This window comes from Gluconobacter japonicus (genome assembly GCF_015244665.1).
GTDB classification, from domain to species: domain Bacteria; phylum Pseudomonadota; class Alphaproteobacteria; order Acetobacterales; family Acetobacteraceae; genus Gluconobacter; species Gluconobacter japonicus.
On the sequence record NZ_JABCQN010000004.1, the window covers coordinates 68,334 to 92,354 of the forward strand.

Consider the following 24,021-nt stretch of genomic DNA (forward strand, 5'->3'; position numbering starts at 1 on the left):
TTGGTATTTTATTTAATTTTTTTATGGATTTTATGTTCTAAATGGAAAGAAAAAACTCAACGATAAGAAATAAAATAAAACTTTTTCACCAAAGTTGATGAGATGGTGGTTGCCGTTGAGGGGCTGGTTCCGTATGAACAGAGCCCCTTCACGAGGCTGTGTCTTGCAGCGGAAAGAGCTTTTTTCCGTCTGGCAGCGCGTGTGTCAGTCGAGCAGCGAGTGTTCCAATGTCTTTGAATTCCGTCGTCGAGAGTGTGACCGCCCGGATTATCGAGCGTTCGAAAGTCTCCCGTCGCCGTTATCTTGCTCTGATGGAGCGGAACCGGGCGAAGGGCGTTTCACGTCCCCGACTGGCCTGCGGAAACCTCGCCCATGCTATCGCTGCTTCCGCGTCTGATAAGCCGGAGCTCATGCGCCCCACGAGCACCAATCTTGGGATCGTGACGACTTACAATGACATGCTGTCCGCGCATCAGCCTTATGGCCGCTATCCGGACCAGATCAAGTTATTCGCCCGTGAAGTTGGTGCGACGGCTCAGGTCGCCGGTGGTGCGCCTGCCATGTGTGATGGTGTGACGCAGGGACAGGAGGGCATGGAATTGTCCCTGTTCTCCCGCGACGTGATTGCCATGTCCACGGCTGTCGGGCTGAGCCATGGCATGTTTGAAGGCGTTGCTCTGCTTGGCATTTGCGACAAGATCGTGCCGGGTCTTCTGATGGGCGCGCTTCGTTTTGGCCATCTGCCGACCATTCTCATTCCTGCTGGTCCAATGCCGTCTGGGCTTCCCAATAAGGAAAAGCAGCGGATCCGCCAGCTCTATGTTCAGGGCAAGGTCGGGCAGGATCGTCTGATGGAGGCTGAGAACGCGTCCTATCACAGTGCTGGAACCTGCACGTTCTATGGTACGGCCAACACAAACCAGATGATGGTTGAAATCATGGGTTTGATGATGCCGGATTCCGCCTTTATCAATCCAAATACGCCGCTCCGTCAGGCAATGACGCGCTCCAGCATTCACCGTCTGGCAGAAATCAGCCTGAATGGTGAAGATGTTCGCCCGCTGGCGCAGTGCGTGGATGAAAAGGCCATTGTGAATGCGGCAGTTGGGCTTCTGGCAACAGGGGGCTCTACCAATCATACGATTCATTTGCCAGCGATCGCGCGTGCGGCGGGTATCATCATTGACTGGGAAGATCTCAGCCGTTTGTCCGCTGCTGTGCCGTTGATGACGCGTGTTTATCCGAGCGGGTCGGAAGACGTGAATGCCTTCAATCATGTTGGTGGCATGCCGACCGTGATTGCCGAATTGTCCCGCGCTGGTCTGCTGCACACGGATATCATGACGGTTTCCCGCGGCGGTTTCGCCGACTATGCCTGCCGTGCCAGCCTGCAGGATGATGAAGTGGTGTACACGCACGCCAAGCCGTCACTGGATCGGGATATTCTTCGGGAGGTGAGTGCCCCCTTCAAGGCGGATGGTGGCATCAAGCTCATGAAGGGCAATGTGGGACGCGGCATTTACAAGAGCAGCGCCATTTCCGAAGAGCATCTGACGGTTGAGGCTCCTGCGCGCGTTTTCCACGATCAGCATGACGTGGCGACAGCATTCCAGAATGGTGAACTGGAGCAGGACGTTGTTGTGGTGGTGCGTTTTCAGGGGCCGGAAGCCAACGGTATGCCGGAGCTTCACAAGCTGACGCCAACCCTCGGTGTGCTCCAGGATCGTGGCTACAAGGTTGCGCTGCTGACGGATGGTCGCATGTCTGGTGCGAGCGGTAAGGTGCCGGCAGCTATTCACGTTGGGCCGGAAGCTCAGGTCGGCGGTCCGATTGCGAAAGTGCGGGACGGTGACATGATCCGCGTCTGTGCTGTTACGGGCCAGATCGAGGTTCTGGTGGATGCGGCTGAGTGGGATGCGCGTGATGTCGTTCCGCCGCCGCCGCCAGCACTTGGGACGGGCCGTGAGTTGTTCGCACTGATGCGTTCGGTGCATGATCCGGCCGAGGCAGGGGCGTCTGCCATGCTGGCGCAGATGGACCGCGTGATCGAAACCGTTGGCGATGATCTTCACTAAGGACGATTTTCATGACTGATACCGCAAAACTCGATGCCGTCATGACCCGCTGCCCGGTTATTCCGGTGCTGGTGGTCAATGATGTGGCACAGGCCCGTCCGCTCGCAGAGGCACTCGTTGCCGGTGGTCTGACCACGCTTGAAGTCACGCTGCGGACGCCCTGTGCGCTCGAAGTAATTGAAGAAATGTCCAAGGTGGATGGGGCCTTCGTCGGTGCAGGGACGGTTCTGAACCCGACGGATCTGGAGCGTTCGGTCAAGGCAGGCTCGCGTTTCATCGTCAGTCCGGGTCTGACGGCATCTTTGGCAGATGCGGCCCGTGACCATGATATGCCGTTCCTTCCGGGAGTGGCGAATGCTGGCGACATCATGCGGGGTCTGGATCTGGGCCTGACACGGTTCAAGTTCTTTCCGGCTGTGACCAATGGCGGCATTCCGGCTCTGAAGAGCCTGGCGAGCGTGTTCGGAAATGTCCGTTTCTGCCCGACGGGCGGCATTACGGAAGCGAGCGCACCGGAATGGCTTGCCCTTCCATCGGTGTCCTGTGTTGGCGGCTCCTGGATTACGGCTGGCGAGTTTGATGCCAAGACCGTCACGCAGCGTGCGACGGCTGCTGCGTTGCTGCGTCAGAGCTAAAAGGCAGACTGTTCGTGAAGACAAAGGCGATTCGGAAAAACACCGGATCGCCTTTTTTTATTGCTGCGACAGTGCTGGGCGCGCGCCATGAACGGATTAGGAACATCATAATGAGCCCTTTTACGGTATTTAAGGAATTTATCGTGAAAAAATAAGGGATTATCTCTTTTCTGAAGCGATGAAGCGGATCATAAGAGCGCGTGACTGGACGCTCTCATCTCCTGATCGGTGGTTTCGCCGTACTCTGTGCCATGCGCTGGCACATTCTTGCATCAGAGCCGCTTTCCGTGTGTACGGGGCTCCTCGGCAGTTTGCTGCCCGATATTGATACGGAACGCTCAATGCTTGGCGCGAGGGTGAAACTCCTGTCCCGCTTTCTGGCTCGAACGGTAGGTCATCGTGGACTGACGCATTCTGGCGTGGTCCTGCTTCTGGCTTCGTGTCTGGTTTCCGCGACGATGGGCAAGGATGCCCTGTATGGACCGATGGGCGCCCTCCTTCTGGGCGCTGCCACACATATTGCGGCTGATCTGCCTACCGGTGGTTGCCAGCTTCTCGCGCCGTTGAGCCGTTCCCGACTGTCTTTCTGGCCCTACGTCCGTACGGGCGGCGTGGGTGAGATCATGCTTCTTCTGCCTACCTTGTTTTTGTTGGGGTGGGCAGGGTTCGCGGGCCGTGATCCTTTCCTGGGTCATGCCCCTCCCGCCATGCATCACCAGCGGTTGCATGGACATGTTTTGAAGGATATTGCAGTTCCATCATGACTGAGACCCGACTCCCCGTCCGTCGCGCCCTTCTCTCCGTCTCTGACAAGACGGGACTGATTGACCTGGGGCGTGCACTTGCAGCCCACGGTGCAGAACTGCTTTCGACGGGGGGCTCGGCACGGGCGCTGCGTGAGGCGGGCCTGACAGTCAAGGATGTTTCCGAACATACCGGCTTCCCTGAAATCCTTGATGGTCGCGTCAAGACGCTGGTGCCGCAGGTACATGGTGGCATTCTGGGGCGTCGCGATCTTCCGGCTCATCTGAGCCAGATGGAAGAACACGGCATTGCCCCAATCGATCTCGTCTGCGTCAATCTTTATCCGTTCGCGGCGACAGTGGCGTCCGGTGCTGGTGACGAGGATTGCATCGAGAATATCGATATTGGCGGTCCTGCCATGATCCGTGCGGCAGCCAAGAATTTCGGGCACGTCGCGATCCTGACATCACCGGATCAGTACGGTGACTTCGTAAAGTCGCTTGAAGTTGGTGGAACCTATCTGAGCGAACGTCGGGATTATGCGGGCGCTGCCTATGCGCATACGGCGTCTTATGACGGCATGATTTCGCGCTGGTTTGCAGAGCGGGCAGGGGAGCTTCTTCCGCCAGTTCTGACACTGAGTGGTTCGCGGGACGAACTGCTGCGTTATGGCGAAAACCCGCACCAGAAAGCTGCTTTCTATCGGGATGGCAGCACACGGGCAGGGATTGCGACGGCACGTCAGATTCAGGGCAAGGCACTCAGCTACAACAACCTGAATGATACGGATGCTGCGTTTGAAGCGGTGGCAGAATTCGATGCGCCTACCGTTGTCATTGTGAAGCACGCTAATCCATGTGGTGTAGCTTCTGCGGCCACTCTGGAAGACGCCTGGATCGCTGCTCTGCGGTGTGATCCGGTTTCAGCGTTTGGTGGTATCGTTGCGGTGAACCGCACTCTTGATGCGGCTACTGCCCAGCGGATCAGCTCTATCTTCACGGAAGTGATTGTGGCGCCTGATGCAGACGAGCGGGCCATCGAAATTCTGTCGCGCAAGAAAAATCTGCGCCTACTGCTGACAGGTGGTATGCCCGATCCGACAGCGGAAGGACTGGCGTTCCGTTCAGTGGCGGGTGGTTTCCTGGCACAGAGCCGCGATGCGGGCCGTGTGACGGAACAGGATCTGAAGGTAGTCACCAAACGTGCGCCGAGCGCTCAGGAAATGAAGGATCTGTTGTTCGCTTTCCGTGTGGCCAAGCATGTTAAGTCCAATGCCGTCATTTATGTACGCGATAACGCGACTGTTGGTATTGGTGCCGGCCAGATGTCACGGGTCGACAGCGCACGCATTGCAGCGCGCAAGAGCCAGGATGCAGCAGACGTTGCGGGTGAAGCGGCACCTTTGACCAAGGGGTCTGTGGCGGCTTCGGATGCATTCTTTCCCTTCGCGGATGGTCTGGAAAGCGTTGTCGCTGCCGGTGCTGTCGCTGTGATCCAGCCCGGTGGTTCCATTCGCGATCAAGAGGTAATCGATGCTGCAGATGCGGCGGGTATTGCCATGGTCTTCACAGGCATGAGGCACTTCCGGCATTGAAAATTCTTCCTATCGCCAGTCTTCTGCTGGCTCTTTCCGCTCCCATAGTCGCTGAGGCTGCGCCCTGTCTTTATGACATGTCGCCGCTTCCAGTTACGAAGGGTATTGTCTCTCGCATCACGCCAAACGGTGTTCTGCTGAGGGACGGGACAACAGTCATCCTGCCAGAAGAACTCTTGGCAAATGTTCGACTGGCGCAGCCTTTGGCTGTTCGCGGTCTAGTAGCTCAGTCTACTCACATGGTTCAGGCTTTTGCTCTGGATGGCAATCCGCCTGTTTGCCCTAATCCTGCGACAGTGGCGCGCGGTCCTTTTCCAGGGTCGCCGGGGTATGATCACATTCAGAACTGAGTTCGTGAGACCCCTTTTATCAAGAGGGTTCTCGTAAACCTTTTCTTTACATCTGGTATGCAATTCTCCTCCTCGAGTGTCCGTTATTCGCAGTCGGGGAGGGCTTGGCATTGTCACAAATTCTACCCTCCACACATGTGGGAGAGGGGCAGAACTGGGCATCTGTTTCTGTAGGAGCGCAACTTGCGTCTACAGAGCGATTTCAGGATTTTCTCAAGAGCTACATTCACACTGCGGAAGAACCGTCCGTAAATAGACCTGCACGAAAGAATGTGGTGCAGGACGTAAAGAAGAAAGATCCAGATACATCCGCAGAAACGCGTCGTATCACTCGAACTGACAAAAACCAGAGCGCCGTAAGTTCAGGCCGCGAAAATCGGGTTGGGTTGGGTTCTCAGGTTAATCGGAAGGCTTCCGCAACTCCAGAGGTAGGAGCGGATATCCGGTCCATTCAGAGTGGGGCGGATAAAAGGTCATTGGCTCCGATAGCAACAGGCTCTTCGGTATTGAGTGAAGAGCCTATGCAGGGCAAACCATCGTCTCGACAGGAGGGACTGCAGAGCGATCCTTCAACGCCTTCTGTGGATGTTGATAATATTTCTGCGTCTTCTGCTGACAAAGGTGCCTCTGATCAGGCATGCAATTTTACGACGCAAATATCTGCCGAGAGCGAGCAGGTTTCGCTCTCTCAAAGTGTCCTGAAACAAAACTTGGCACTTGGGGGCGGGGCTCTGGCGATGACATTGCCTTCAGAGGAAACCATAAGTTCCTCTGTCGCTTCAAATGATCTGTTAGCAGAAAAAACTCTGAGTCCTGAGGATAATTTTTTTGTGTCTGAACAAGGTTCAGAACAGGAAAATATGTCGTTTTCTGAAACTGTTTCATCGCTTTCAGATGCTTCTGTTCCGCATCCGCGTATGGAAATTTCTGATGTGACGAATGGCCGTAAAGAACAGACGCATTTTAACGAACCGGTGTCTGGGCGTTCTGAGGTTCGTGTTGCTCTCGTACAGGATATGCCGATCATTTCCCATGCTTCAGCCGATCGCCGTCTCAATACGGAAATCGAGATGTCTTTGGGAGAAAGCGGGAGAGTTCATGTTTCCATTGAGGAGGCTGAAGACGGCGAGCGGCATGTTCATATCCGCGCTGAAAACCCTGATGTTCTTCAATCTCTGGCGGATGGCAAAGAGAGTCTTTTTGCCACGTTGAACCAGAGTATCATTCCAATTTCGACGGATCAGCCCGTTATTCCAACGGATCTGACGTTAAGCCTGATGGGTAATTTTTCTCAGAATTCTGAGAATGGATCTGCTCAGGAAAGACATTCGATAACAGAGGATGCCGAGCATCCTACATCGTCTTCAATTTCCAGAAACACGACACAAGCATCCATTCAATCGTCTCAAAGAATGCTTCGTAGCGTTGTTGATCTGACAGCCTGAAGGAAGGTTTTTTTATGGTGTCTTCTGTCAGTACCACGTCTAGCAGCACAACCTCGCTTCTTAGTCAGGCAGTTTCTGCGGCCAAGTCAAATGCTGCATCGCAAACATCCAGTGCGGCTTCGTCGACGTCTACGGCGAGTAGCGTTGCAAGTGCTGCACTCTCCTCTTTGGCTGGGAATTTCAATCAGTTCCTAACACTTCTGACAACTCAGCTACAGCATCAGGATCCAAGTAACCCGACGAGTACAGACAGCTTCACCAGTGAATTGGCTCAGTTCGCAGGTGTTCAGCAACAGGTACAGACAAACACCAATCTGACCAGTCTGATTTCGGCCACGCAGGATACCCAGATGACATCTGGTATCGGGTTGATCGGCAAAACAACCACAGCAACATCGTCCTCTCTGCCATTGCAGAATGGGAATGGTTCAATGAGCTTTACTGCGGCAGTAGCTGGCCCTGTTGCGATTGCCGTCACGGATTCAAATGGTCAGGTGGTCAAGACTGATACTGTGACAGCGCAGGTCGGTATAAATTCCTGGTCTTGGGATGGTGTGAGTGACAGTGGCACCAAGCTGTCAGACGGGCAGTATTTTGTTGCTGTAGAGGGGACGGATACGTCGGGAAGTGCCACAGCTCTTTCGACAACAGTTTCCGGTACGGTCACGGGGCTAACGCGCACATCCAGCGGACTGAATGTGCAGATGGGAGATACGTCGATTGCGTTGAGCAATCTTGAGGGCTTTTCGGGAACGTGACCACTCGGTGAGGAAAATGCTTTCGTTTTAAGTAGGCGTTAATCTTTCCCCGTCACAATGCTCTTCAATGATCGCAGCGTTAAAGGTGACACGCATGTTGGTGGGCAGAGTGCTGTTGCCAGGTAGAGTTTCAGGCGGTTTTGCCTTTACAGGGCGGAACTGCCAGTGAAGGCTTTTCTGGAAAACCTTAAGCAGCTTGGTCTGCCGCGGCTGGCCGCACTCGGAGGCGTGGGGGCGGCTATGCTGATCCTTCTGGGTGTGCTGGTCATGCATGGAACAAACTCAGCCAATTCGCTTCTCTACCGGGATCTGGACCCACGGGAAGCTGGCGAAATTGTAGATCAGCTTTCCAAAGAACATATTGCTTACCATCTTCAGGATCAGGGAGCCACGATCATGGTTCCGGACGAAGATGTCGCTAAAGCACGTCTCCTGCTCGCTAAAAACGGGCTGCCTTCTGGCGGTTCTGTAGGATATGAAATTTTCGATAAGGGCAACAGCTTCACCGCGACCCAGTTTGAACAGACAATTAACGAAACCCGTGCGCTGGAAGGTGAACTCGAGCGTTCTATTCGCTTGATTCATGGCGTCAGAAATGCACGTGTTCATCTGGTTCTGCGTCATCGGGAACTTTTCTCCACTGATGAACAGGGGGCGCAGGCAAGTGTTCTGCTCTCAATGGATGGTGCACGCCGCCTAGATGAAGAAAGCGTAGCAGCGGTGGTAAACTTGGTCTCTGCTGCCGTTCCTGGTCTTGATACCAAGAATATTTCTCTCGTGGATAATCGTGGGCACGTTCTTCTTCGCCAAGGTGGGGGTGGGCTGGATAGTAACCAGACGGCTGAAGCACAGCGTCAGGCGTTGGAGCAGCGTATCTCGCGCGAAGTGGAGGATATGCTGGGAGCTTCGGTGGGTATTGGCCGTGTACGTGTTGATGCCACCGTCGCAATGAACAACGATCACGTCAAAGAAACCCAGGAAAGTTACGACCCTGATCAGCAGGTTCTTCGGTCGCAGCAAACAAAGAACGAGAAGAACATTAATACGCAGGCGTCAAATAATACGACGGTCGCTAACAACCTGCCGAACGCCAATGCAGGCCAGCCACAGAATGGCAGCCAGAGCAGCCGACAGGAACAGACTGACAATTATGAGATCGGCAAGAAGGTTCGCACACTTGTGCAAGACCAGCCGCGTATAGCACGGATTAGTGTTGCTGTGATGGTGGATGGGGTTAATCAGACAGACCCGAAAGGTCAGCATCTTTGGCAACCGCGTAGTCAAGCAGAACTAGAGCGCCTGACAGCTCTTACAAAGAGCGCCATAGGTTTTGATCAGACCCGTGGGGACGTTGTTACGGTCATGTCCATGCAGTTTTCTGATCTGGATGCGGCGATGCCTGCCGCTTCAACGGGTTTCATGAATGGGCTCTTCAATCGCTCGAATGAAATGGAAGCCATTCGCTTTGGTATTTTCTCTTTGTGTCTTCTGATGGTTCTCTTTTTTGTCGTGCGACCATTGCTGAGCCCGGTGACAGCAGCCAGTGCTAACAATGTTGCTGCATTGTCTTCGGATGTGGGGGCAGGAGGGCTTGCCCTTGCGGGGCCTGCCAACCGCGCCAATGGAAATCAGAGCGCGAGCTTGATCAACGCTCCATACGATATTGTAGATGCTGAGCTCCAGGATGGAGAAGAAACAATCACTGTTAATGGGGTGGCGGGCAGAATTCGTGCGTCTTCGGTGCAGAAGGTTGTGGATCTGGTCGAAACGCATCCGACGGAAAGCATTGCTTTGATGCGGAGTTGGCTCATGCCTCAGCAGGAAGGGCGCTGAAATGATTGGAATGGAAAAAGCCGTTACGGGCGCTCAGAAGGCAGCCATTCTTATGATGGCGCTAGGCGAAGAAAACTGCGCGCGGCTCTTCGAGCAGATGCATGAAGAAGAAATTCGGGAGATTTCTTCCGCCATGTCGCAGCTTGGAATGGTTTCGGCTGAAACTGTTGAAAGCGTCTGTCACGAATTCAGTCGAAGCCTAGGGTCTTCCGAAGTGCTGATTGGCGATATTGAGACAACTGAACGACTTCTGAAGAATGCCCTTCCGGCGAGCCGGGCCGCAGCTATCATGGAAGAAATCCGTGGACCCGCCGGGCGGACTATGTGGGATAAATTGGGTAATATTTCTGAGTCCGTTTTGGCAAATTATTTACGTAATGAGTATCCACAAACAGTTGCTGTTGTATTGAGTCGTATCAAGGCGGCTCATGCAGCAAAAGTTCTATCACTTCTTCCGGAGGATTTCTCTCTGGATGTTATGACGCGCATGCTGAAGATGGAAAATGTTCAGAAAGGAGTTCTGCATAGCGTTGAGCAGACGTTGAGGTCGGAATTTGTTTCGAATTTGCCTCGAGGTTCTCATCGCGACAGTCATGAAGTCCTTGCAGATATTTTCAATAATTTTGATCGTCGTCTGGAAGCACGTTTCATGACTGCCCTTGACGAACGCAGTCATGATGACGCCGAGCGTATCAAAAGCCTCATGTTTACATTTGAGGAATTGGCTCAGGTGCCGCCTGAAGGACTTATGGTGCTGTTGAACCAGATTTCTAGAGAAATTCTTCCTGTGGCTCTGAAGGGCGCAAGCGAAAAGCTTAGGAGTGCATTTCTCGCGGCAATGTCCGAGCGGGCCGGACGTATTCTTATGGACGAAGTAGAAGCCTTGGGGCCGGTGCGTATCAAGGATGTGGATGCAGCGCAAAGTGAGATTGTTGGTATAGCTAAGGGGCTATTGGACCGTGGGGAAATTGAGCTTGTAGATCAGGAGCAAGCAGGTAATGAGATGCTTCTATGACTACGATGGACTACGAAAGATCAGATCGGGTTGTTGGCGTTCTTTACGCGGAAGATTTTGATCTGCCAGCTTTCAACGACGTCCCGGTGATCGAAGTTGAAGAGCATGATGATAGGCCGGAAGTTCTGTCTCCATCTTATACCGAAGATGATTTGGAAGAAGCACGACGTTTGGGGGAAGAAACAGGCAGGCGCGAAGAACAGCGGCGTTTGGCGCTTGAAAAAAAAGAGTGGCATCAGAGTCTTGAGAATAAGACACTGGATTTTATCGACCGATTGAATGCTCAGTCCGAAAATGTGGTCCGAAAAATATCGGAAGAAGCTGTTACGGTATTGATTTCTCAAATGTCTGCGTTGTTTCCATCATTGCTAAAAAGTATTGGAGTAAAAGAGCGTGATGCTGTTATGAATAAAATTCTCCCTTCACTTAAGCGATTAGCAAAAATTCGCATAGAGGCGAGAGAAGAGGAAATCAATTATCTGTCCAGTCTTTGTTTGAAAGCAGGAGATATGGAGTTGGATTGTCATGTTAATGATGCTTTGGCTCCTGGGGATTTTTGCTTTTCGTGGCCTGAAGGAAAAGTATTTCGAGATGCAGGAGTTATTGCTCAGAGTATTATATCTGAATTTGGAAAATTAAATTGAATAAATTGGGGTATTGATGATGTCTGATACGAAAAAAGAATTTGATCTAGATAATGTTGAGCATGTTGTCTCCCAAACAGCAGAGGCGCCTAGGTTTGCTCATGATTTAGAGGCAATTTATGACATACCTGTGACGGTCAGTGCTGTTCTTGGAAGAACAACGATGCAGGTAAGCCAGCTTTTGCGCTTGGGCCGTGGCGCTGTCGTAGAACTGGATCGTAAAATTGGAGATTCAATTGATATTCTGGTGAATAATAGATTAATCGCAAGAGGCGAGGTTGTCATGGTCGATGAATCTCGTTTGGGCGTAACGATGACAGAAATCATTAAATCCGAAAAAGTGAAAAATTAGGCAGTATTTTTACGAATAATTAAATTTGTGAGGGGATACTTCTTACATTCGGAGTGAAAATAGATTCCTCCGGTCTTTTTTGTGGCGGAGAGAGGCAGATGAGTGGTAGCGCGCGCGGTAATCTTCCTGCTGTTCTGAAAATGCCGGCGATTTCTGATGCTTTCCAAAAAATTCCCCTCCCCAATTGGCTGCGAGGGCAATCGCGTTGGCTTCCAGGGTCAGATGTTGGGCTGGCTCTTGCTGTCGTGGCGCTCCTGTCTGTACTGGTCTTGCCGCTTCCAACATTTATTCTGGATGTAGGATTAGCTCTTTCTGTTACTGCATCTGTATTGGTTCTTATGGTCGCGCTTTTTCTTACGCGACCTTTGGATTTTACGTCATTTCCAACATTATTATTGCTGACGACTCTGCTTCGTCTTTCTCTTGAGGTTGCCACAACACGCCTTATTTTGAGTCATGGATATGAGGGAGCTTACGCGGCAGGTCACGTTGTGGCTGCTTTCGGTGGCTTTCTTATGGGGGGCGATGTTGTCATTGGCGCTATTTTGTTTGCCATCCTTCTGGTGGTGAACTTTATGGTAATTACCAAGGGCTCAGGACGTATTGCCGAGGTCGCGGCGCGGTTTTCCTTGGATGCAATGCCTGGGAAGCAGATGGCGATTGATGCTGAACTGTCGTCTGGTGCAATCAACGATAGAGTGGCACGCCAAAGGCGCAAAGAACTTCAAGAAGAAAGCGGATTTTATGGTGCGATGGATGGTGCCGCCAAATTTGTGCGAGGCGATGCTATTGCCAGTTTGATTATTACGGCGATCAATATTGTTGGTGGCTTGGCCATTGGTATTGGCCGACACGGAATGTCTGTTTCTGATGCTGCATCGGCGTTTACAACGCTGACAATTGGAGACGGACTGGTCTCACAAATTCCTGCTCTTCTTGTTTCGACGGCTTCCGGTATTGTTGTGACAAAAGGAGGCACCGAAGGAGCCGCAGATGTCACGCTTGTTCGGCAGCTTGGCGGTAATCCGAAGCCATTAGCATTGGCTGCAGGTTCTGCTGCAGTTCTGGCTCTTATGCCGGGTCTGCCAGCTTTGCCTTTTCTCGCGCTTGCTGGCTTGGCGGGAGCTGGGGCCTGGTTTCGATATCGATCTCCGATTCAGGAGCAGGACTCCGATGGAGATGCTGTCAGTTTACCTGAAAACACTCAGTCTGCTGAAGCGCCGATCTCGGACAGTCTGCGTGTTGACTTACTGCGGCTTGAACTTGGATTTAACCTTTTATCGATTGCTAGTGGCGATGGTGCGCGTCTGACAGAACAGATCAAGGTTTTAAGGCGAACAATTGCTGGAGAAATGGGGTTTATTCTGCCCCCTGTTAGAATTCAGGATAATCTTCAACTTTCTGCAGATGCTTATTCTGTGCGGATAAGGGAAATAGAAATTGGTCATGGTGAAGTACAGATAAACCGCCTTATGGCCATGAACCCCAAAGGGGGATTGCCTGACTTGCCTGGTGATCAGACGCGGGAGCCAGCATTCAATTTACCGGCACTCTGGATTGATCAAAGTTTGCGCGAAAAAGCAATTATGCAGGGATACACAGTGGTGGATCCTGCGAGTGTGATCATCACGCATCTGACTGAACTCGTGCGCGAAAATATGTCTGATCTTCTTTCTTACACGGAGACGCAAAAGCTTCTTGATGAACTGCCCCGCGACCAGCAAAAGCTGATTGTTGATCTTGTGCCGTCCCAGGTTTCCGTCAGTGTCATACAGCGTGTTCTTCAAGGACTTCTTGCTGAAAGGATCTCGATAAGAGATCTGTCAGGTATTCTTGAAGCACTTCAGGAAGGATGTGGGCAGGGTCAAAAATCCGTTTCTGCTCTTACAGCGCATGTGCGTGTCAGGCTTGCTCGCCAGATCAGTGCGGCGGTGACCGGGCCTAAAGGATATATTCCGATCTTGACGTTAAGTCCGGACTGGGAAGTCGTTTTTTCTGAAAATATGGTTGGACCGGCGGATGATCGCCAAGTTGCACTTCCTCCGTCACGTCTTAACGAATTCGTAGGGAAGTTGCGCCAAGCTCTCGATATGGCGCTTGGTCAAGGTGAAAACCCGGTTATTCTTGTGGCAGGGGGTTTCCGCCGCCCGGTCCGGATGATTGTCGAGCGGATCAGACCGGCAACTATGGTTCTTTCTCAGGCTGAAATTTCAACCCGGGCAAAGATATATACCGTAGGGGTGATTCAGTGAGGCAAAGTATAAAGGAGAGTGGATCATGCGCATCAAGCTGATCCGAGGTGCCTCAATGTCTGTTGCAATGGCGACGCTACGTGAAACGCTGGGTGAAGAGGCTTTTATTCTTTCATCGCGTATTATGCCAGATGGAGAAATAGAACTGACTGCTGCGCTTGATCCGGAGGAGGAAGAAGCAAAAGAGATAATCAAGTCGCACTTTTCAGTCCAGGTAACTCCCAAGAAATCATTGCACGATTGGCATGGACTGGATCTTGGTTGCCTGGTTGGGAAAGAGCAGGATTTAGATTATGAAAAATTTCTTTCGGAAAATATTTCGTTTAAAACTTTAAATCTCTCAGTAAATGCGCCGCCTCTCATGGTTTGTGGTACCCCTGGTAGCGGGAAAACCTTGACAATTGCTCGTCTCGCCACGCGTTTGGCTCTAACGGGTGCGTCTCCTCTGGTTATGACTACGGATACGGAGCGATCTGGAGCACTTGAGCAACTGGCAGCCTGTACCAGAATACTTGGCCTCGACCTTATCGCGGTGGAAAGTTCTGAAATGTTGGAAAATCTTTGCCGTACAAAAAGAGGCAGGACGCCCATACTCATTGATACCGCAGCGACTGTTCCTTTTGATGAAAAAGGAATGAAAGTATTGGCTACATTACAGCGTGCTGCCCAAGCAGACCTCACTCTTGTGCATCCTGCCGGAGAGGACGCCATCGAGACAGAAGAAACAGTCTCATGGTTTCGGAAAAATGGCGTGCGTAAAATGATTGTATCCCGGACGGACTGCGCGCGCCGCTTGGGTGGAATTGTCAGAAGCGCGATGGCTGGTATGTCCTTGGTGGAAGCGAGTACGGGAAGCCAATTGATTGGAGGACTTCGTACTCTGGACGCCGCTAGTCTAAACGAATTGATGACGTTCAAATGGGAAGCTGCATCAAAGGTCGCTGCTGACGGTACGAGTAAGGCACTTTCGCCAAACTCTATACCTGTTGTTTCAAAGCGCCCGACCCACTCAGGTTCAGGCGTAATAAAAATGAACGCGTCCAGTGTGACGGGAGCGGCAGCCCTTATGAAACATATTGCTGCGCAGGGGAGTGTATGATGGCTCCCTTTATGGATCATTGCATGAAGGCGCAGGTACCTGATGCCGCAATGGAAGTCCCTTCTGCTTCATGCCGTACAAGAATTATCGCTGTGGCATCCGGGAAAGGAGGCGTCGGTAAAACGTGGCTTTCTATTTCATTGGCACAGGTTTTGGCCTGTTCCGGATACAAAGTTCTTATTCTTGATGGCGACTTTGGTTTGGCCAACGTGGATATTCAGCTTGGGCTTGTTCCAACGCATGACGTGGTGGATATTTTATCCGGAGATGTAACGATCAAAGACGGCGTTCAGCATTTTTGTGGTGGGACCGGAAAGACTGCTTATTCATTTGATGTGCTTGCAGGACGGTCTGGTGTTTCGGCTGTTTCCGGTATGAACCGTGATGCTCTTGATAAGCTGCTGCTATCTCTCAGGTTAGCCAGGCAATATGATTTTATTTTAGTGGATCTTTGTGCCGGAATTGATCCGATTACCCGGCATCTGGCGGCTATTGCTGACCAGCTTCTTGCCGTCACTACAGATGAGCCTACGGCTTTGGCAGACGTTTATGCCATCATGAAGCTCTATCTGCGGGATCGGCGGCGTGTGGGTGGTGATGATATGCACTGTCAACTCGTCATCAATCAGGCATCGAGCCATCGGAGTGGTGTTCAGACATATGAAAAACTTCTGCAAGCTTGTCGTTTCTTCCTGAAATGGGAGCCACAACTCGCAGGAACAGTGCGCAAGGATAGCAGGGTGCCCGCGGCAATCCGGATGCAGTCAAGTCTTCTGGAAAATTTTCCCGCTTCCCCGGCTGCTGTAGATGTTGGGCGTCTGGTGCGTCAGGTGGTTCAGGGCAGCCTACCGGCTGTTGCGTAAATCGCGGCTTACGTCTCTTTAAGGGATCGCTTATGGTTCGGGAACTACTGTTCCCAGGAAATGTATCAAACCATGCGCGTTGCCCTGATTCAGATGGCCCCTTCGGCTGATCGAAGTGCCAACATTCTTCAAGCTCAACGGCTGGTTTCAGAGGCTGTGCAAGCTGAGAAGCCTGATCTCGTTGTTCTTCCTGAAATATGGAGTTGTTTGGGGGGATCGCCTGAGACCAAGCAGGCGAATGCAGAAGGTTTTCCCGCGCCGGGCGGTACGGGAGGGGTGCTCTATGAAGCGTTGAGGGCAATGGCTCGCGAGCACAAAATCTGGGTTCATGGTGGGTCGATTGGAGAACTGGCTACACCGGACTCTGGCGACAAGCTGGCCAATACCTCACTTGTCTTTAACCCTGATGGTGAAGAATGTGGGCGTTACAGGAAAATCCATCTTTTTGACGTCGTTACGCCTAATGGGGAGGGTTATCGCGAGAGTGACAATTACGTTCCCGGCGAAACGGTTGAAGTTGTCGATATTGATGGTGTTCCGACGGGTTTGGCGATTTGCTATGATCTGAGGTTTGCTGAACTCTTTCTTGCACTCCGGGCCGCTGATGTGGAGATGATTATTCTGCCTGCGGCCTTCACACAGCAGACGGGTGAAGCACACTGGAACATTCTTGTTCGTGCTCGTGCCATTGAAACACAGGCATGGGTTATAGCGTGTGGGACGACGGGATGGCATGTCGATGGGCAGGGTAATCGACGCCAGACTTATGGTCATTCCATGATCGTCAGTCCGTGGGGAGACGTTGTTCTTCAATTGGGAAGTGAGGAAGGTTGGGGAGTGGCCGAACTGGATCTGGATGAGGTCCAGCAGGTTCGGCAGAGAATGCAGGTTCAGGCGAACAGGCGGTTGATCTGAACATCATGAAAATCGCTTTTACCGCTGCTGCTACTGATGCTGCGCAAGATGCACTCGCAACCTTCTCGGCTCGTTATGGCAATGTTCCTCTGGAAAAGGCAGATGTGGCGGTCAGTCTTGGGGGGGACGGATTTATGCTGGAGACCCTCCATCGGGTATTGGGTCTCGACCTGGCCGTTTATGGTATGAATTATGGGACCATCGGCTTTCTCATGAACACTCCGGACGAGGATAATTTACCGGAGCGTTTGCTCAACGCTCAGCCTTCTCTGCTTCATCCACTTCACATGACTGCCACAACCGTCAGTGGCGAAGTCGTTGAAGGGAAAGCTTTTAACGATGTGTTTCTCTTTCGTCAGACGCGGCAGACGTCCAGGATACGGATTGAGATTGACGGCCGGATAAGGCTTGAGGAACTGATCTGTGATGGGGTGATTGTTGCTACACCAGCAGGTTCAACGGCCTACAATCTGTCCGCGCATGGCCCGATTGTCCCTTTGAGTGCAAACATTCTTCCGTTAACCCCAATCTCAGCGTTTCGTCCAAGGCGATGGAGAGGGGCTCTTTTACCGTCAACGGCGGTCGTTCGACTGACATTGTTGGATACGGACAAGCGTCCGACAGCAGCAGTCGCGGATTTCAAGGAAATTCGGGATGTTGTGGAGGTTGTGGTCAAAGAGGACCGAAAGCAGCATGCTACGGTTCTCTTTGACCCGGATCATGGTCTGTCTGAACGGATTATCGCCGAACAGTTTTTACCCTGAGGTCAGAGGATTGGGGTTAGGAGAGGCTTGCCTTCAAAATGGGCTTTGAGGTTATCCACCATCAGATTGCCCATCAGTGTTCTTGTTTCTACGGTTGCTGAGGCCTGATGTGCTTGGAGTACGGCATTATCCAAAGTGAAAAACTCTGAATTGATATTGGGCTCGTTTTGGAAAACATCGAGGCCTGCTCCGAAGATGCGTTTTTGCTTCAGGGCCGCTAGTAGGGCAGCTTCATCAACGACTGAACCGCGTGCAATGTTGACGAGAACACCGTTTGGCCCGAGTGCGTCCAGAACATCAGCGTCGACCATGTTCGCTGAGCGTGGGCCGCCGGAAACAGCCAGAACAAGAACGTCGGACCATTCTGCCAGAGCCTTCAGGTCAGGCTCGAAGCGAAGTGTGCTTTCTGTCCGGGGGCGGGAATTGAAGTATGCTACTTCCATGCCGAACGCGGCGGCACGGTGTGCAATGGCCTGACCGATCTGGCCAAAACCTGCGATACCCATACGCTTTTTGGTAACACTTCTGGAAAGGGGCAGTGGTTGTTTTGACCATTGTCCCGCGCGAACGAAGCGATCATTCAGAACCGTTTCTCGCATGACGGAAAGCATGAGGGCTATGGCCATGTCCGCCACGTCGTCTGTCAGCGTTCCAAGTGTTGTTGCAACACCGATTTTGCGCTGACCGGCTTCTTCCAGATCAATTTGGTCAGTGCCTACGCCGTTGACTGAAATAACCTCAAGAGCAGGTAATGCATCCATGATAGGGCGTGGAAGACCTGAACCGCCTCCCGTCGCGACGCCGCGGATTTTGTCTGCATAAGAAGTAAGAGTCTCGATCCCCTCATAAGGATGGACTGTAAACAGGCTTTGCAGTCGTTCTGTAATGGCTGGAGGGAACTGATCGATTGCCAGAATGTCGGGACGGGAAGACAAAGCGGTTCTCCAATCTGGGATGTTAAGCCTCAACCGGGCCAAGTTCTTTTTCGGCAAGATGATGGCAGGCGGCTTCGACTTCCTGCCAGGTGACATCAAAGCCTTCATCCGAACCGTAATACGGATCGGCGACAGCATCCCCGTGACGGCCGGGAAGGTGATCCAGCATCAGGGAGACGCTGGCTTTGCTGCCATCGGGCTGGAGATCGCGCAGGTAAGACAGATGAGAATGATCCAAGGCAAGAATATGATCAAAGCGCTCGAAGTCTTCGCGTGTCACCAGTCGCGCCCGAAGATTTGACGCATCCAGTCCATGCTGCCGTGCGACGCGGCAGGCTCGGGGGTCGGGAGGGTAACCGAGATGCCAGTGGCCCGTTGCGGCGGAATCAATATCGAGTGTCAGGCCTCGGATCATAGCTTCACGGCGCATGGCAAGTTCTGCAAGTGGGGAGCGACAGATGTTGCCTGTGCAGACAAACAGGAAACTCTTCAAGCGCCGGTGAGCCATATAAAAAATGCCATTGTTGCGATGGAACTGAGTGTTCCGAAAAACAGGACCGATGCGATTTCTCTTTCGAGCACATGATAGCGCATCGCCAGGATAACGTTGATGGAGGCGCTCGGGATTGCCATCGTCAGCACACTTTCCTGAAGCGCTTGTAGGGGAAGGTGCCACAGACGGGCGAGAATGTAGATTGTGCCTGGGATCACAATGTTTCGAACGACGACAATCGTGCCGACCAGTGGGCTGAAGCGGACCTGTCTGGTAAACAGCACAACGCCGGATGCGAAAAGTGCTGCACCGCCTGTGGTCCGTCCCAGCAACTGGAGAGAGCCTTTCAGGAAGTGCGGAATGAAAGCGCCTGCACTGACAAGGACCAGGGCCATCAGCGGAACCCAGACGACGGGTTCACGACAGGAGTGCAGAAGGTGCCCGACCAGTTCTTTCAATTCGTCGCGTCGTTCCGCCGAGGGGGATCGGGGTTGGCGGCCTTCATGATCATGACCCATCATGATGAGTGTGATGGGAAGCTGGATCAGGTTCATTGCCAGTGCGGCGATGGAAATGGGAACGCCGCTGGCTGCGCCGAAAATCTGCCCAAGGACCGGAATGCCAATGAAGGGTACGGAAGGCCCTGTCACGGTCATGGCGATCATGGCTGCTTCGCTCATGCGACGTTTGAATGCAAAACGGAAAATTGAAAAGACAATAAAATACCCGCCGATCATCGCAAGCAGGATGAGGGCGGCAACTGGTCCGGCGGAAAGGACTTGAGCTTTTGGTGTGCTGAGAATGGACACCAGAAGCTCAAGTGGTAGGGCATAGAGCATGACCAGTCGCGTCAAGACGCCTGCTTGCTGGGCATCGAAGTCTTTACGATAAGCTGCGAAGTAACCGAAGCCGAGCGTGACCAGGATCGGAAGGATTGCTTCGACGATCGTGAGCAGCAGGTTGGGAGAACTGGTCATGTGATGCTCATAAAAATACGGAAGTTCCAGCTGTGTCAGGGTTCTTTCGTAATGACATCGTTACCATCCGTCCATCCCTGCCGGGCCAGGTAATGATTGACCTGATGGCCTGGAAGTGTCTTTTTGGAGCAAATCTGTCCCATTTCTTTTACGGTCAAATCATGCAGTCCATTCTCGATACATTGGTCGGCTTTATTCTGATGCTGATGGGGCTGATTGTGGCTGCGATCAGCTTTGTCGAAGTGATTGCGCGGAATGCGCTGAACAGTGTTGGAATTCATGGGACGATCCAGACGATCGTTCTTCTGCTGCTGTTTGTTGCCCTTGTTGTTGGAGCGTTCCGTGTTTTTGGCCGGTTGCTGGCCGTTCTCCTTCTGGCAGCGTTCATCGTCTATGGTGTGCATGCCCTTTTGGGGATACCGCACAATATTTCCGCGCAGGTTGTGCCGCAGGAAAAAACGATTAATTTTTGACGGTTATGTGGTGTCCGCGAGAGGATTCGAACCTCCGGCCCCAGGATTCATACCACTTCGACTTTCGCCGCCGCACTCATGATTGAGTGCGTTCGTGGTCTGGACTGTCTCTTCGCCAAGGCCTTTTTTCAGGTCTAGGCGTCGCCCGTACAGTCTCTACACCTTCTTTCTGCCGCAACAGAAAGCTTGGCTCGGGATTGGCACGACCCGAGAGGGTCAGAGCGTTCCCCGAATTTGAGCGAATCCACTATGGAGTTTCCAACCATAGCGCCCAATTCAAACTTAGGAATCCTGTGCTCTATCCTGCTGAGCTACGCGGACACACGCTGCGAGTGTTATCGCACGGTCATATTTTTCGCAAGGTAATGAAGAGAGAGCTAGAATATGAAAAAATACGTTAGGAATAAAAAAACCTAATTTTCTCAAACATTATTTCGGATGGGAACATATGAAAATTAAATTACCAATTTGTCTAAGTTTACTAAAAATTATTTCAAAGCCTCTAATGGCAAAGGGTAATTTTGCTAAAAATATGCCGCTTTGACGGGGGGATGATTCTTGCGCTTTTGTTTTTGCTGTGCTTCCAGTCACCGTCAGCCTGCAAGGCTTTCTGATATTTAACCTATAGAAGCGTTATATATCGAGAAGCTGGTTTCAGGTGACTTTCTGAGAGTAAGTTGCTTTCCGGCAGCATCGTACGAAAGAAATCGTCTGGAGGGCCTACCTGTTCATCCTGTTCCGATGATGTGCAGTTTTTGAACCTCCAAAAAAAGGCCGCAATCCATCGTGAGTTTGAAGCGCGTATGGCGGAGAGGTGGCCGTTAGGTATGGTCAGCATTTGGGTAGGAAGGATGGCAACGCCGCAACCCTGTTCCTACAGCGTGCGCTTTGAGGCGCAGCTCCAGGTTTGCTTTGATTGAAGGTGCTTGTCATGAGTTCGTATCAGATGTCTGTTCAGGGTCGGTCTCATTTTCGTCCGGAACCATGTTCTGATTACGGGCATTGATGGGTATGACCAAAATGCTTTCCGGTTCCATACGTCAGGCTCGCGAAACTGATCCCACATTACTTCGCCTCAAACTGATTGGTCAGATGGAGGCGCGTACCCTGACAGGAGAGAGTGTTCTTCCTGTGGGTGGGAAAACGCGTGCGCTTCTTGCTATTCTTGCCCTGTCGGACAGAAAGCCCGTTCTGCGATCGCGGCTTGCGGAGTTGTTGTGGAGCAGGCGGCCGGAAGATATGGCTCGTGCTTCACTGCGGCAGGAAATACACCGCCTTCTTGATGCGTTGAGCCCTGTCGGGGTGGAGCTTCTGGATGTGCAGCGTCATTCCTTGACGTTGAAGCCTGCCCTGACATCTGTAGATGCTGAACGTATTCTGACAGCTAGCGTCCGGACTATTGATAGTATTCCGGCTCCTGAGGAAATTCTGCTTGGTGAACTGAGTGGCATAGATCCGGCTCTTGATGAGTGGCTGGAACAACAACGGACAAGGTTGTCCCATCATCTGCTGACGCTTTATGAAGGCTGTCTGCGGGAATTGACGGATCCCGAACAGGTTGATGATGTGACAGATCGTCTTCTCAAGGTTGATCCACTCAATGAAGCTGCTTGGCGCGCCAAGATTCAGAATGCTCTGCGGAGGGGGGAACATGCTCGGGCTATGGCTCTTGCAGAGCAGGCTACGCGGGTTCTGGGTCAGGAAGAAGGGTATATTCTTAATCCCCTGACCCATGGGGTGCTGGCAGGGGTTCTGAATGGGCCTGCTTTAGATGGGGCGGTCACGGTTTCGGAAGCTGTCGGGCCAGAAGATGTTTCGGTTCAGTTCTCGGGAGAAGAAAACCAATTCTCGAGAGGCCCATCTTATCAGCGACCTGACCCCATGCTGGCGTTGCCCTTGCATCTTGCCAGAGCGGCTGCAGGGCAGGTGCGTAAAATTTCTCTGCTGATTTTGACACCTTTTGCAGTGGATGGAGGCAATGACACGGCACTGAAATGTGCCATCAGTCTCGGGGATCAGTTCGAACTATTGTTCGTCCATGTCGAAACGTTCGATATTGTTGCAAAGCCCGAGGGGTTCGTGGCTGATCCTGTGAACCCTATGGCGTCCTATCGTAGCCTTGGTGCGGATTACGTTATCACGGGAGCTGTTCGTGCTGGAGCTTCGGATCATGCGCTTCGCCTGATCTTGAAGGTTATGGATGTGCGTGCGGGTGGTGTGATTGTCTGGGGCGCGCATTACGATCTTCCGGATGGAGATCTGAAGTCGGTAGCCTCCGGATTGATTGGTCCGGCAGCGGCGATGCAGTGGGGGCTGTTGTTGGCTGAAGCGCGGAGGGTTGCCAATCGGGCGGATGGCGAGCTTTCAGCTCTTGGAAAAGTTGCTCGTGTTTTCAAGCTTCTGCTGAAAGGCAGCAACGAAGTTTTTCCCAATGTCAGCCAGCTTCTGGATATGGCTGCTGCAGAGGATCCTCGGGAAGGTAATGTCGCCCTCATGCGGGTCCTTTACTGTCTGATCCGTTATGAAAATGACTGGAGCGACGAAGGGACGGAACTGCTGGCGGAAGGTGTTCGGTTTGCGCGGCAGCTTGTCACTCTCAAACCCGATGCGTCGGGAGGCGCGCTTCTTCTTGCGACGTTGCTGATGCATGACCGGGCCTCTTTTCCGATGGCGCGGTCTATTGTCCGGATGGAGGCAAAGGCTCTCGAGGAGCTGGAATGTGGGCGCGGCCTTCCGGACTATTTGCTGTGTCAGTTGCTGCTGCGTTTGTTTGATGAAGATTTGAAAGGAGCGGCAGAACTTGCCGGGCAGCTTCGAAACAATCCGTATCATTCGCCTTTGTATATTCTGATCCGACCATTTTTCATGATGGTTATGATGCTGGGTGGCGAACGTCGGGATGTTATCGAAATGGGTCGTCTGATGGCGGGTCTGTACCCTAATTACCCGAGCGCTCTGGTCTACTATCTTGTTGCTCTTGTTGAAGAAGATGAAAGTGCGGAAGAAATTCGGCATGTTCGGGATCATCTGGCCAGACTGGTTCCGGATCTGACGATTGCAAAGATTTTGAGCCGTTTTCCTTATCTTGGAGATGAGAAAAAGGCTGAACTCCATCAGGCTTTTCTGACCGCAGGTCTGTCATAAGGTCTCTATAAATCGGCAGGGCGCTTGGCCTTGTCCGATGGGCGCGATATGAACACGGAATTGATGTTGTCCGGATGCAGGTTTCGCCAGTCTGTATCCATGCCCGTGACGGCCTTGGCCCGGCCCGCAGGACCCCCATGATGTCTCGTACACAGATGACTGTTTCCCGCTCTTTCCACCGCTCCGCAGTTCGCGTGGCTCTCGGTATGCTTGCACTCGGAACTGTCGCTGCCTGCGGCGGCGCACGTGATCCCAGCAGCCTGACCGCGCCTCGCAATCATCTTCTGGGTGTCGATCGTGGCGCGGAAGGTGGCGCTGATCAGCTCAAGGGCGGTGTGAACGCCTATCTCTGGCGTGGGGCGATTGACACTCTGTCCTTCATGCCGCTGGCATCAGCCGATGCTGTTGGTGGTGTTATTCTGACGGACTGGTATCAGCCGCCTGCCAGCAAGGATGAGCGCTTCAAGATTGCAGCCTATGTGCTTGATCGCCGGATGCGCTCCGATGCCTTGCGCGTTTCCGTTTTCCGTCAGGTCCGTCAGGATGGAGAATGGCAGGATACGCCGGTCTCCGCGACAACGACTTCCGATATTACCACCCGTATCCTGACCCGTGCCCGCCAGTTGCGTGCGGAAAATGGCGAGCGGGGCAACTGAGTTAG

General features: G+C 52.5%; 22 protein-coding genes. 19 read left to right on the top strand and 3 right to left on the bottom strand.

All coding sequences use genetic code 11. The features are described from left to right. Window positions 1–227 precede the first annotated feature (227 nt). The 16 genes from edd (at window position 228) to HKD32_RS09735 (ending at window position 17,338) form a co-directional block, all read left to right on the top strand. On the top strand, window positions 228–2,075 hold the full coding sequence (gene edd, locus HKD32_RS09660) for a phosphogluconate dehydratase (protein WP_062018811.1): 1,848 nt from the start codon (window positions 228–230) through the stop codon (window positions 2,073–2,075). A gap of 11 nt (window positions 2,076–2,086) precedes the next feature. Then, a complete protein-coding gene (gene eda / locus HKD32_RS09665) occupies window positions 2,087–2,710 on the top strand; it encodes a bifunctional 4-hydroxy-2-oxoglutarate aldolase/2-dehydro-3-deoxy-phosphogluconate aldolase (protein ID WP_010502249.1) in 624 nt (207 codons plus the stop codon). Window positions 2,711–2,910: 200 nt separating this feature from the next. Next, entirely contained in the window at window positions 2,911–3,474 is a 564-nt protein-coding gene (locus HKD32_RS09670; protein WP_082905353.1) for a metal-dependent hydrolase, read from the top strand. Further along, entirely contained in the window at window positions 3,471–5,048 is a 1,578-nt protein-coding gene (purH, locus tag HKD32_RS09675; RefSeq protein WP_061932266.1) for a bifunctional phosphoribosylaminoimidazolecarboxamide formyltransferase/IMP cyclohydrolase, read from the top strand. Before HKD32_RS09670 ends, purH begins: the two co-directional genes overlap by 4 nt. Further along, complete coding sequence (locus tag HKD32_RS09680; RefSeq protein WP_010502245.1) at window positions 5,045–5,398, top strand: hypothetical protein; 354 nt, start codon at window positions 5,045–5,047, stop codon at window positions 5,396–5,398. The genes purH and HKD32_RS09680 overlap by 4 nt, the downstream gene beginning before the upstream one ends. Before the next feature lie 104 nt (window positions 5,399–5,502). Next, the gene (locus tag HKD32_RS09685) at window positions 5,503–6,843 is read left to right on the top strand and encodes a hypothetical protein (protein ID WP_228118933.1); all 1,341 of its coding nucleotides are present in this window, start codon (window positions 5,503–5,505) and stop codon (window positions 6,841–6,843) included. A 14-nt stretch (window positions 6,844–6,857) separates the two neighbouring features. Beyond that, on the top strand, window positions 6,858–7,601 hold the full coding sequence (locus tag HKD32_RS09690; RefSeq protein ID WP_061932269.1) for a flagellar hook assembly protein FlgD: 744 nt from the start codon (window positions 6,858–6,860) through the stop codon (window positions 7,599–7,601). A gap of 165 nt (window positions 7,602–7,766) precedes the next feature. After that, window positions 7,767–9,434, top strand: a complete 1,668-nt coding sequence (fliF, locus tag HKD32_RS09695; protein ID WP_061932271.1) for a flagellar basal-body MS-ring/collar protein FliF — start codon at window positions 7,767–7,769, stop codon at window positions 9,432–9,434. A 1-nt stretch (window position 9,435) separates the two neighbouring features. Further along, the gene (locus HKD32_RS09700; protein WP_010502237.1) at window positions 9,436–10,449 is read left to right on the top strand and encodes a flagellar motor switch protein FliG; all 1,014 of its coding nucleotides are present in this window, start codon (window positions 9,436–9,438) and stop codon (window positions 10,447–10,449) included. After that, a complete protein-coding gene (locus HKD32_RS09705; RefSeq protein ID WP_061932273.1) occupies window positions 10,446–11,093 on the top strand; it encodes a hypothetical protein in 648 nt (215 codons plus the stop codon). Before HKD32_RS09700 ends, HKD32_RS09705 begins: the two co-directional genes overlap by 4 nt. Before the next feature lie 16 nt (window positions 11,094–11,109). Next, the gene (fliN, locus tag HKD32_RS09710) at window positions 11,110–11,445 is read left to right on the top strand and encodes a flagellar motor switch protein FliN (protein ID WP_026017461.1); all 336 of its coding nucleotides are present in this window, start codon (window positions 11,110–11,112) and stop codon (window positions 11,443–11,445) included. Window positions 11,446–11,543: 98 nt separating this feature from the next. Then, the gene (gene flhA, locus HKD32_RS09715) at window positions 11,544–13,697 is read left to right on the top strand and encodes a flagellar biosynthesis protein FlhA (RefSeq protein WP_194257923.1); all 2,154 of its coding nucleotides are present in this window, start codon (window positions 11,544–11,546) and stop codon (window positions 13,695–13,697) included. A gap of 25 nt (window positions 13,698–13,722) precedes the next feature. After that, window positions 13,723–14,796 (top strand): flagellar biosynthesis protein FlhF, encoded by a 1,074-nt coding sequence (locus HKD32_RS09720; RefSeq protein ID WP_010502229.1) that lies wholly within the window; start codon window positions 13,723–13,725, stop codon window positions 14,794–14,796. Beyond that, the gene (locus tag HKD32_RS09725) at window positions 14,793–15,659 is read left to right on the top strand and encodes an AAA family ATPase (protein ID WP_228118934.1); all 867 of its coding nucleotides are present in this window, start codon (window positions 14,793–14,795) and stop codon (window positions 15,657–15,659) included. Before HKD32_RS09720 ends, HKD32_RS09725 begins: the two co-directional genes overlap by 4 nt. Window positions 15,660–15,731: 72 nt before the next feature. After that, window positions 15,732–16,574: a carbon-nitrogen hydrolase family protein gene (locus HKD32_RS09730; RefSeq protein WP_194257924.1), complete on the top strand. Its 843-nt coding sequence runs from the start codon at window positions 15,732–15,734 to the stop codon at window positions 16,572–16,574. Between the two features lie 5 nt (window positions 16,575–16,579). Continuing rightward, window positions 16,580–17,338: an NAD kinase gene (locus HKD32_RS09735; RefSeq protein WP_010502223.1), complete on the top strand. Its 759-nt coding sequence runs from the start codon at window positions 16,580–16,582 to the stop codon at window positions 17,336–17,338. A gap of 2 nt (window positions 17,339–17,340) precedes the next feature. Here HKD32_RS09735 and HKD32_RS09740 read toward each other — a convergent pair whose 3' ends face one another. The 3 genes from HKD32_RS09740 to HKD32_RS09750 are packed head-to-tail and all read right to left on the bottom strand — an operon-like array spanning window position 17,341 to window position 19,743. Beyond that, a complete protein-coding gene (locus HKD32_RS09740; protein WP_061932276.1) occupies window positions 17,341–18,273 on the bottom strand; it encodes a 2-hydroxyacid dehydrogenase in 933 nt (310 codons plus the stop codon). Between the two features lie 22 nt (window positions 18,274–18,295). Then, complete coding sequence (locus tag HKD32_RS09745; protein WP_061932278.1) at window positions 18,296–18,781, bottom strand: low molecular weight protein-tyrosine-phosphatase; 486 nt, start codon at window positions 18,779–18,781, stop codon at window positions 18,296–18,298. Continuing rightward, the gene (locus tag HKD32_RS09750; protein WP_061932280.1) at window positions 18,763–19,743 is read right to left on the bottom strand and encodes an AEC family transporter; all 981 of its coding nucleotides are present in this window, start codon (window positions 19,741–19,743) and stop codon (window positions 18,763–18,765) included. Before HKD32_RS09750 ends, HKD32_RS09745 begins: the two co-directional genes overlap by 19 nt. A gap of 32 nt (window positions 19,744–19,775) precedes the next feature. On the opposite strand from HKD32_RS09750, the gene HKD32_RS09755 reads away from it, so the two are divergent. The 3 genes from HKD32_RS09755 (at window position 19,776) to HKD32_RS09765 (ending at window position 24,016) form a co-directional block, all read left to right on the top strand. After that, window positions 19,776–20,216: a hypothetical protein gene (locus tag HKD32_RS09755; protein WP_228118935.1), complete on the top strand. Its 441-nt coding sequence runs from the start codon at window positions 19,776–19,778 to the stop codon at window positions 20,214–20,216. A gap of 1,011 nt (window positions 20,217–21,227) precedes the next feature. Then, window positions 21,228–23,360, top strand: a complete 2,133-nt coding sequence (locus HKD32_RS09760) for a hypothetical protein (RefSeq protein ID WP_228118936.1) — start codon at window positions 21,228–21,230, stop codon at window positions 23,358–23,360. A 74-nt stretch (window positions 23,361–23,434) separates the two neighbouring features. Continuing rightward, entirely contained in the window at window positions 23,435–24,016 is a 582-nt protein-coding gene (locus HKD32_RS09765) for a DUF3576 domain-containing protein (protein ID WP_010502210.1), read from the top strand. The last annotated feature ends 5 nt before the right edge of the window (window positions 24,017–24,021 follow it).

What these genes read in the sequence shown, in the direction of transcription:
- edd (WP_062018811.1), top strand. Translation starts at nt 228, where the DNA reads ATGTCTTTGAATTCCGTCGTCGAGAGTGTGACCGCCCGGATTATCGAG.
- HKD32_RS09705 (WP_061932273.1), top strand. Translation starts at nt 10,446, where the DNA reads ATGACTACGATGGACTACGAAAGATCAGATCGGGTTGTTGGCGTTCTT.
- HKD32_RS09745 (WP_061932278.1), bottom strand. Translation starts at nt 18,781, where the DNA reads ATGGCTCACCGGCGCTTGAAGAGTTTCCTGTTTGTCTGCACAGGCAAC.
- HKD32_RS09720 (WP_010502229.1), top strand. Translation starts at nt 13,723, where the DNA reads ATGCGCATCAAGCTGATCCGAGGTGCCTCAATGTCTGTTGCAATGGCG.
- HKD32_RS09725 (WP_228118934.1), top strand. Translation starts at nt 14,793, where the DNA reads ATGATGGCTCCCTTTATGGATCATTGCATGAAGGCGCAGGTACCTGAT.
- eda (WP_010502249.1), top strand. Translation starts at nt 2,087, where the DNA reads ATGACTGATACCGCAAAACTCGATGCCGTCATGACCCGCTGCCCGGTT.
- HKD32_RS09765 (WP_010502210.1), top strand. Translation starts at nt 23,435, where the DNA reads ATGCAGGTTTCGCCAGTCTGTATCCATGCCCGTGACGGCCTTGGCCCG.
- HKD32_RS09730 (WP_194257924.1), top strand. Translation starts at nt 15,732, where the DNA reads ATGCGCGTTGCCCTGATTCAGATGGCCCCTTCGGCTGATCGAAGTGCC.
- flhA (WP_194257923.1), top strand. Translation starts at nt 11,544, where the DNA reads ATGAGTGGTAGCGCGCGCGGTAATCTTCCTGCTGTTCTGAAAATGCCG.
- fliN (WP_026017461.1), top strand. Translation starts at nt 11,110, where the DNA reads ATGATGTCTGATACGAAAAAAGAATTTGATCTAGATAATGTTGAGCAT.
- purH (WP_061932266.1), top strand. Translation starts at nt 3,471, where the DNA reads ATGACTGAGACCCGACTCCCCGTCCGTCGCGCCCTTCTCTCCGTCTCT.
- HKD32_RS09760 (WP_228118936.1), top strand. Translation starts at nt 21,228, where the DNA reads ATGACCAAAATGCTTTCCGGTTCCATACGTCAGGCTCGCGAAACTGAT.
- HKD32_RS09735 (WP_010502223.1), top strand. Translation starts at nt 16,580, where the DNA reads ATGAAAATCGCTTTTACCGCTGCTGCTACTGATGCTGCGCAAGATGCA.
- HKD32_RS09690 (WP_061932269.1), top strand. Translation starts at nt 6,858, where the DNA reads ATGGTGTCTTCTGTCAGTACCACGTCTAGCAGCACAACCTCGCTTCTT.
- HKD32_RS09700 (WP_010502237.1), top strand. Translation starts at nt 9,436, where the DNA reads ATGATTGGAATGGAAAAAGCCGTTACGGGCGCTCAGAAGGCAGCCATT.
- HKD32_RS09750 (WP_061932280.1), bottom strand. Translation starts at nt 19,743, where the DNA reads ATGACCAGTTCTCCCAACCTGCTGCTCACGATCGTCGAAGCAATCCTT.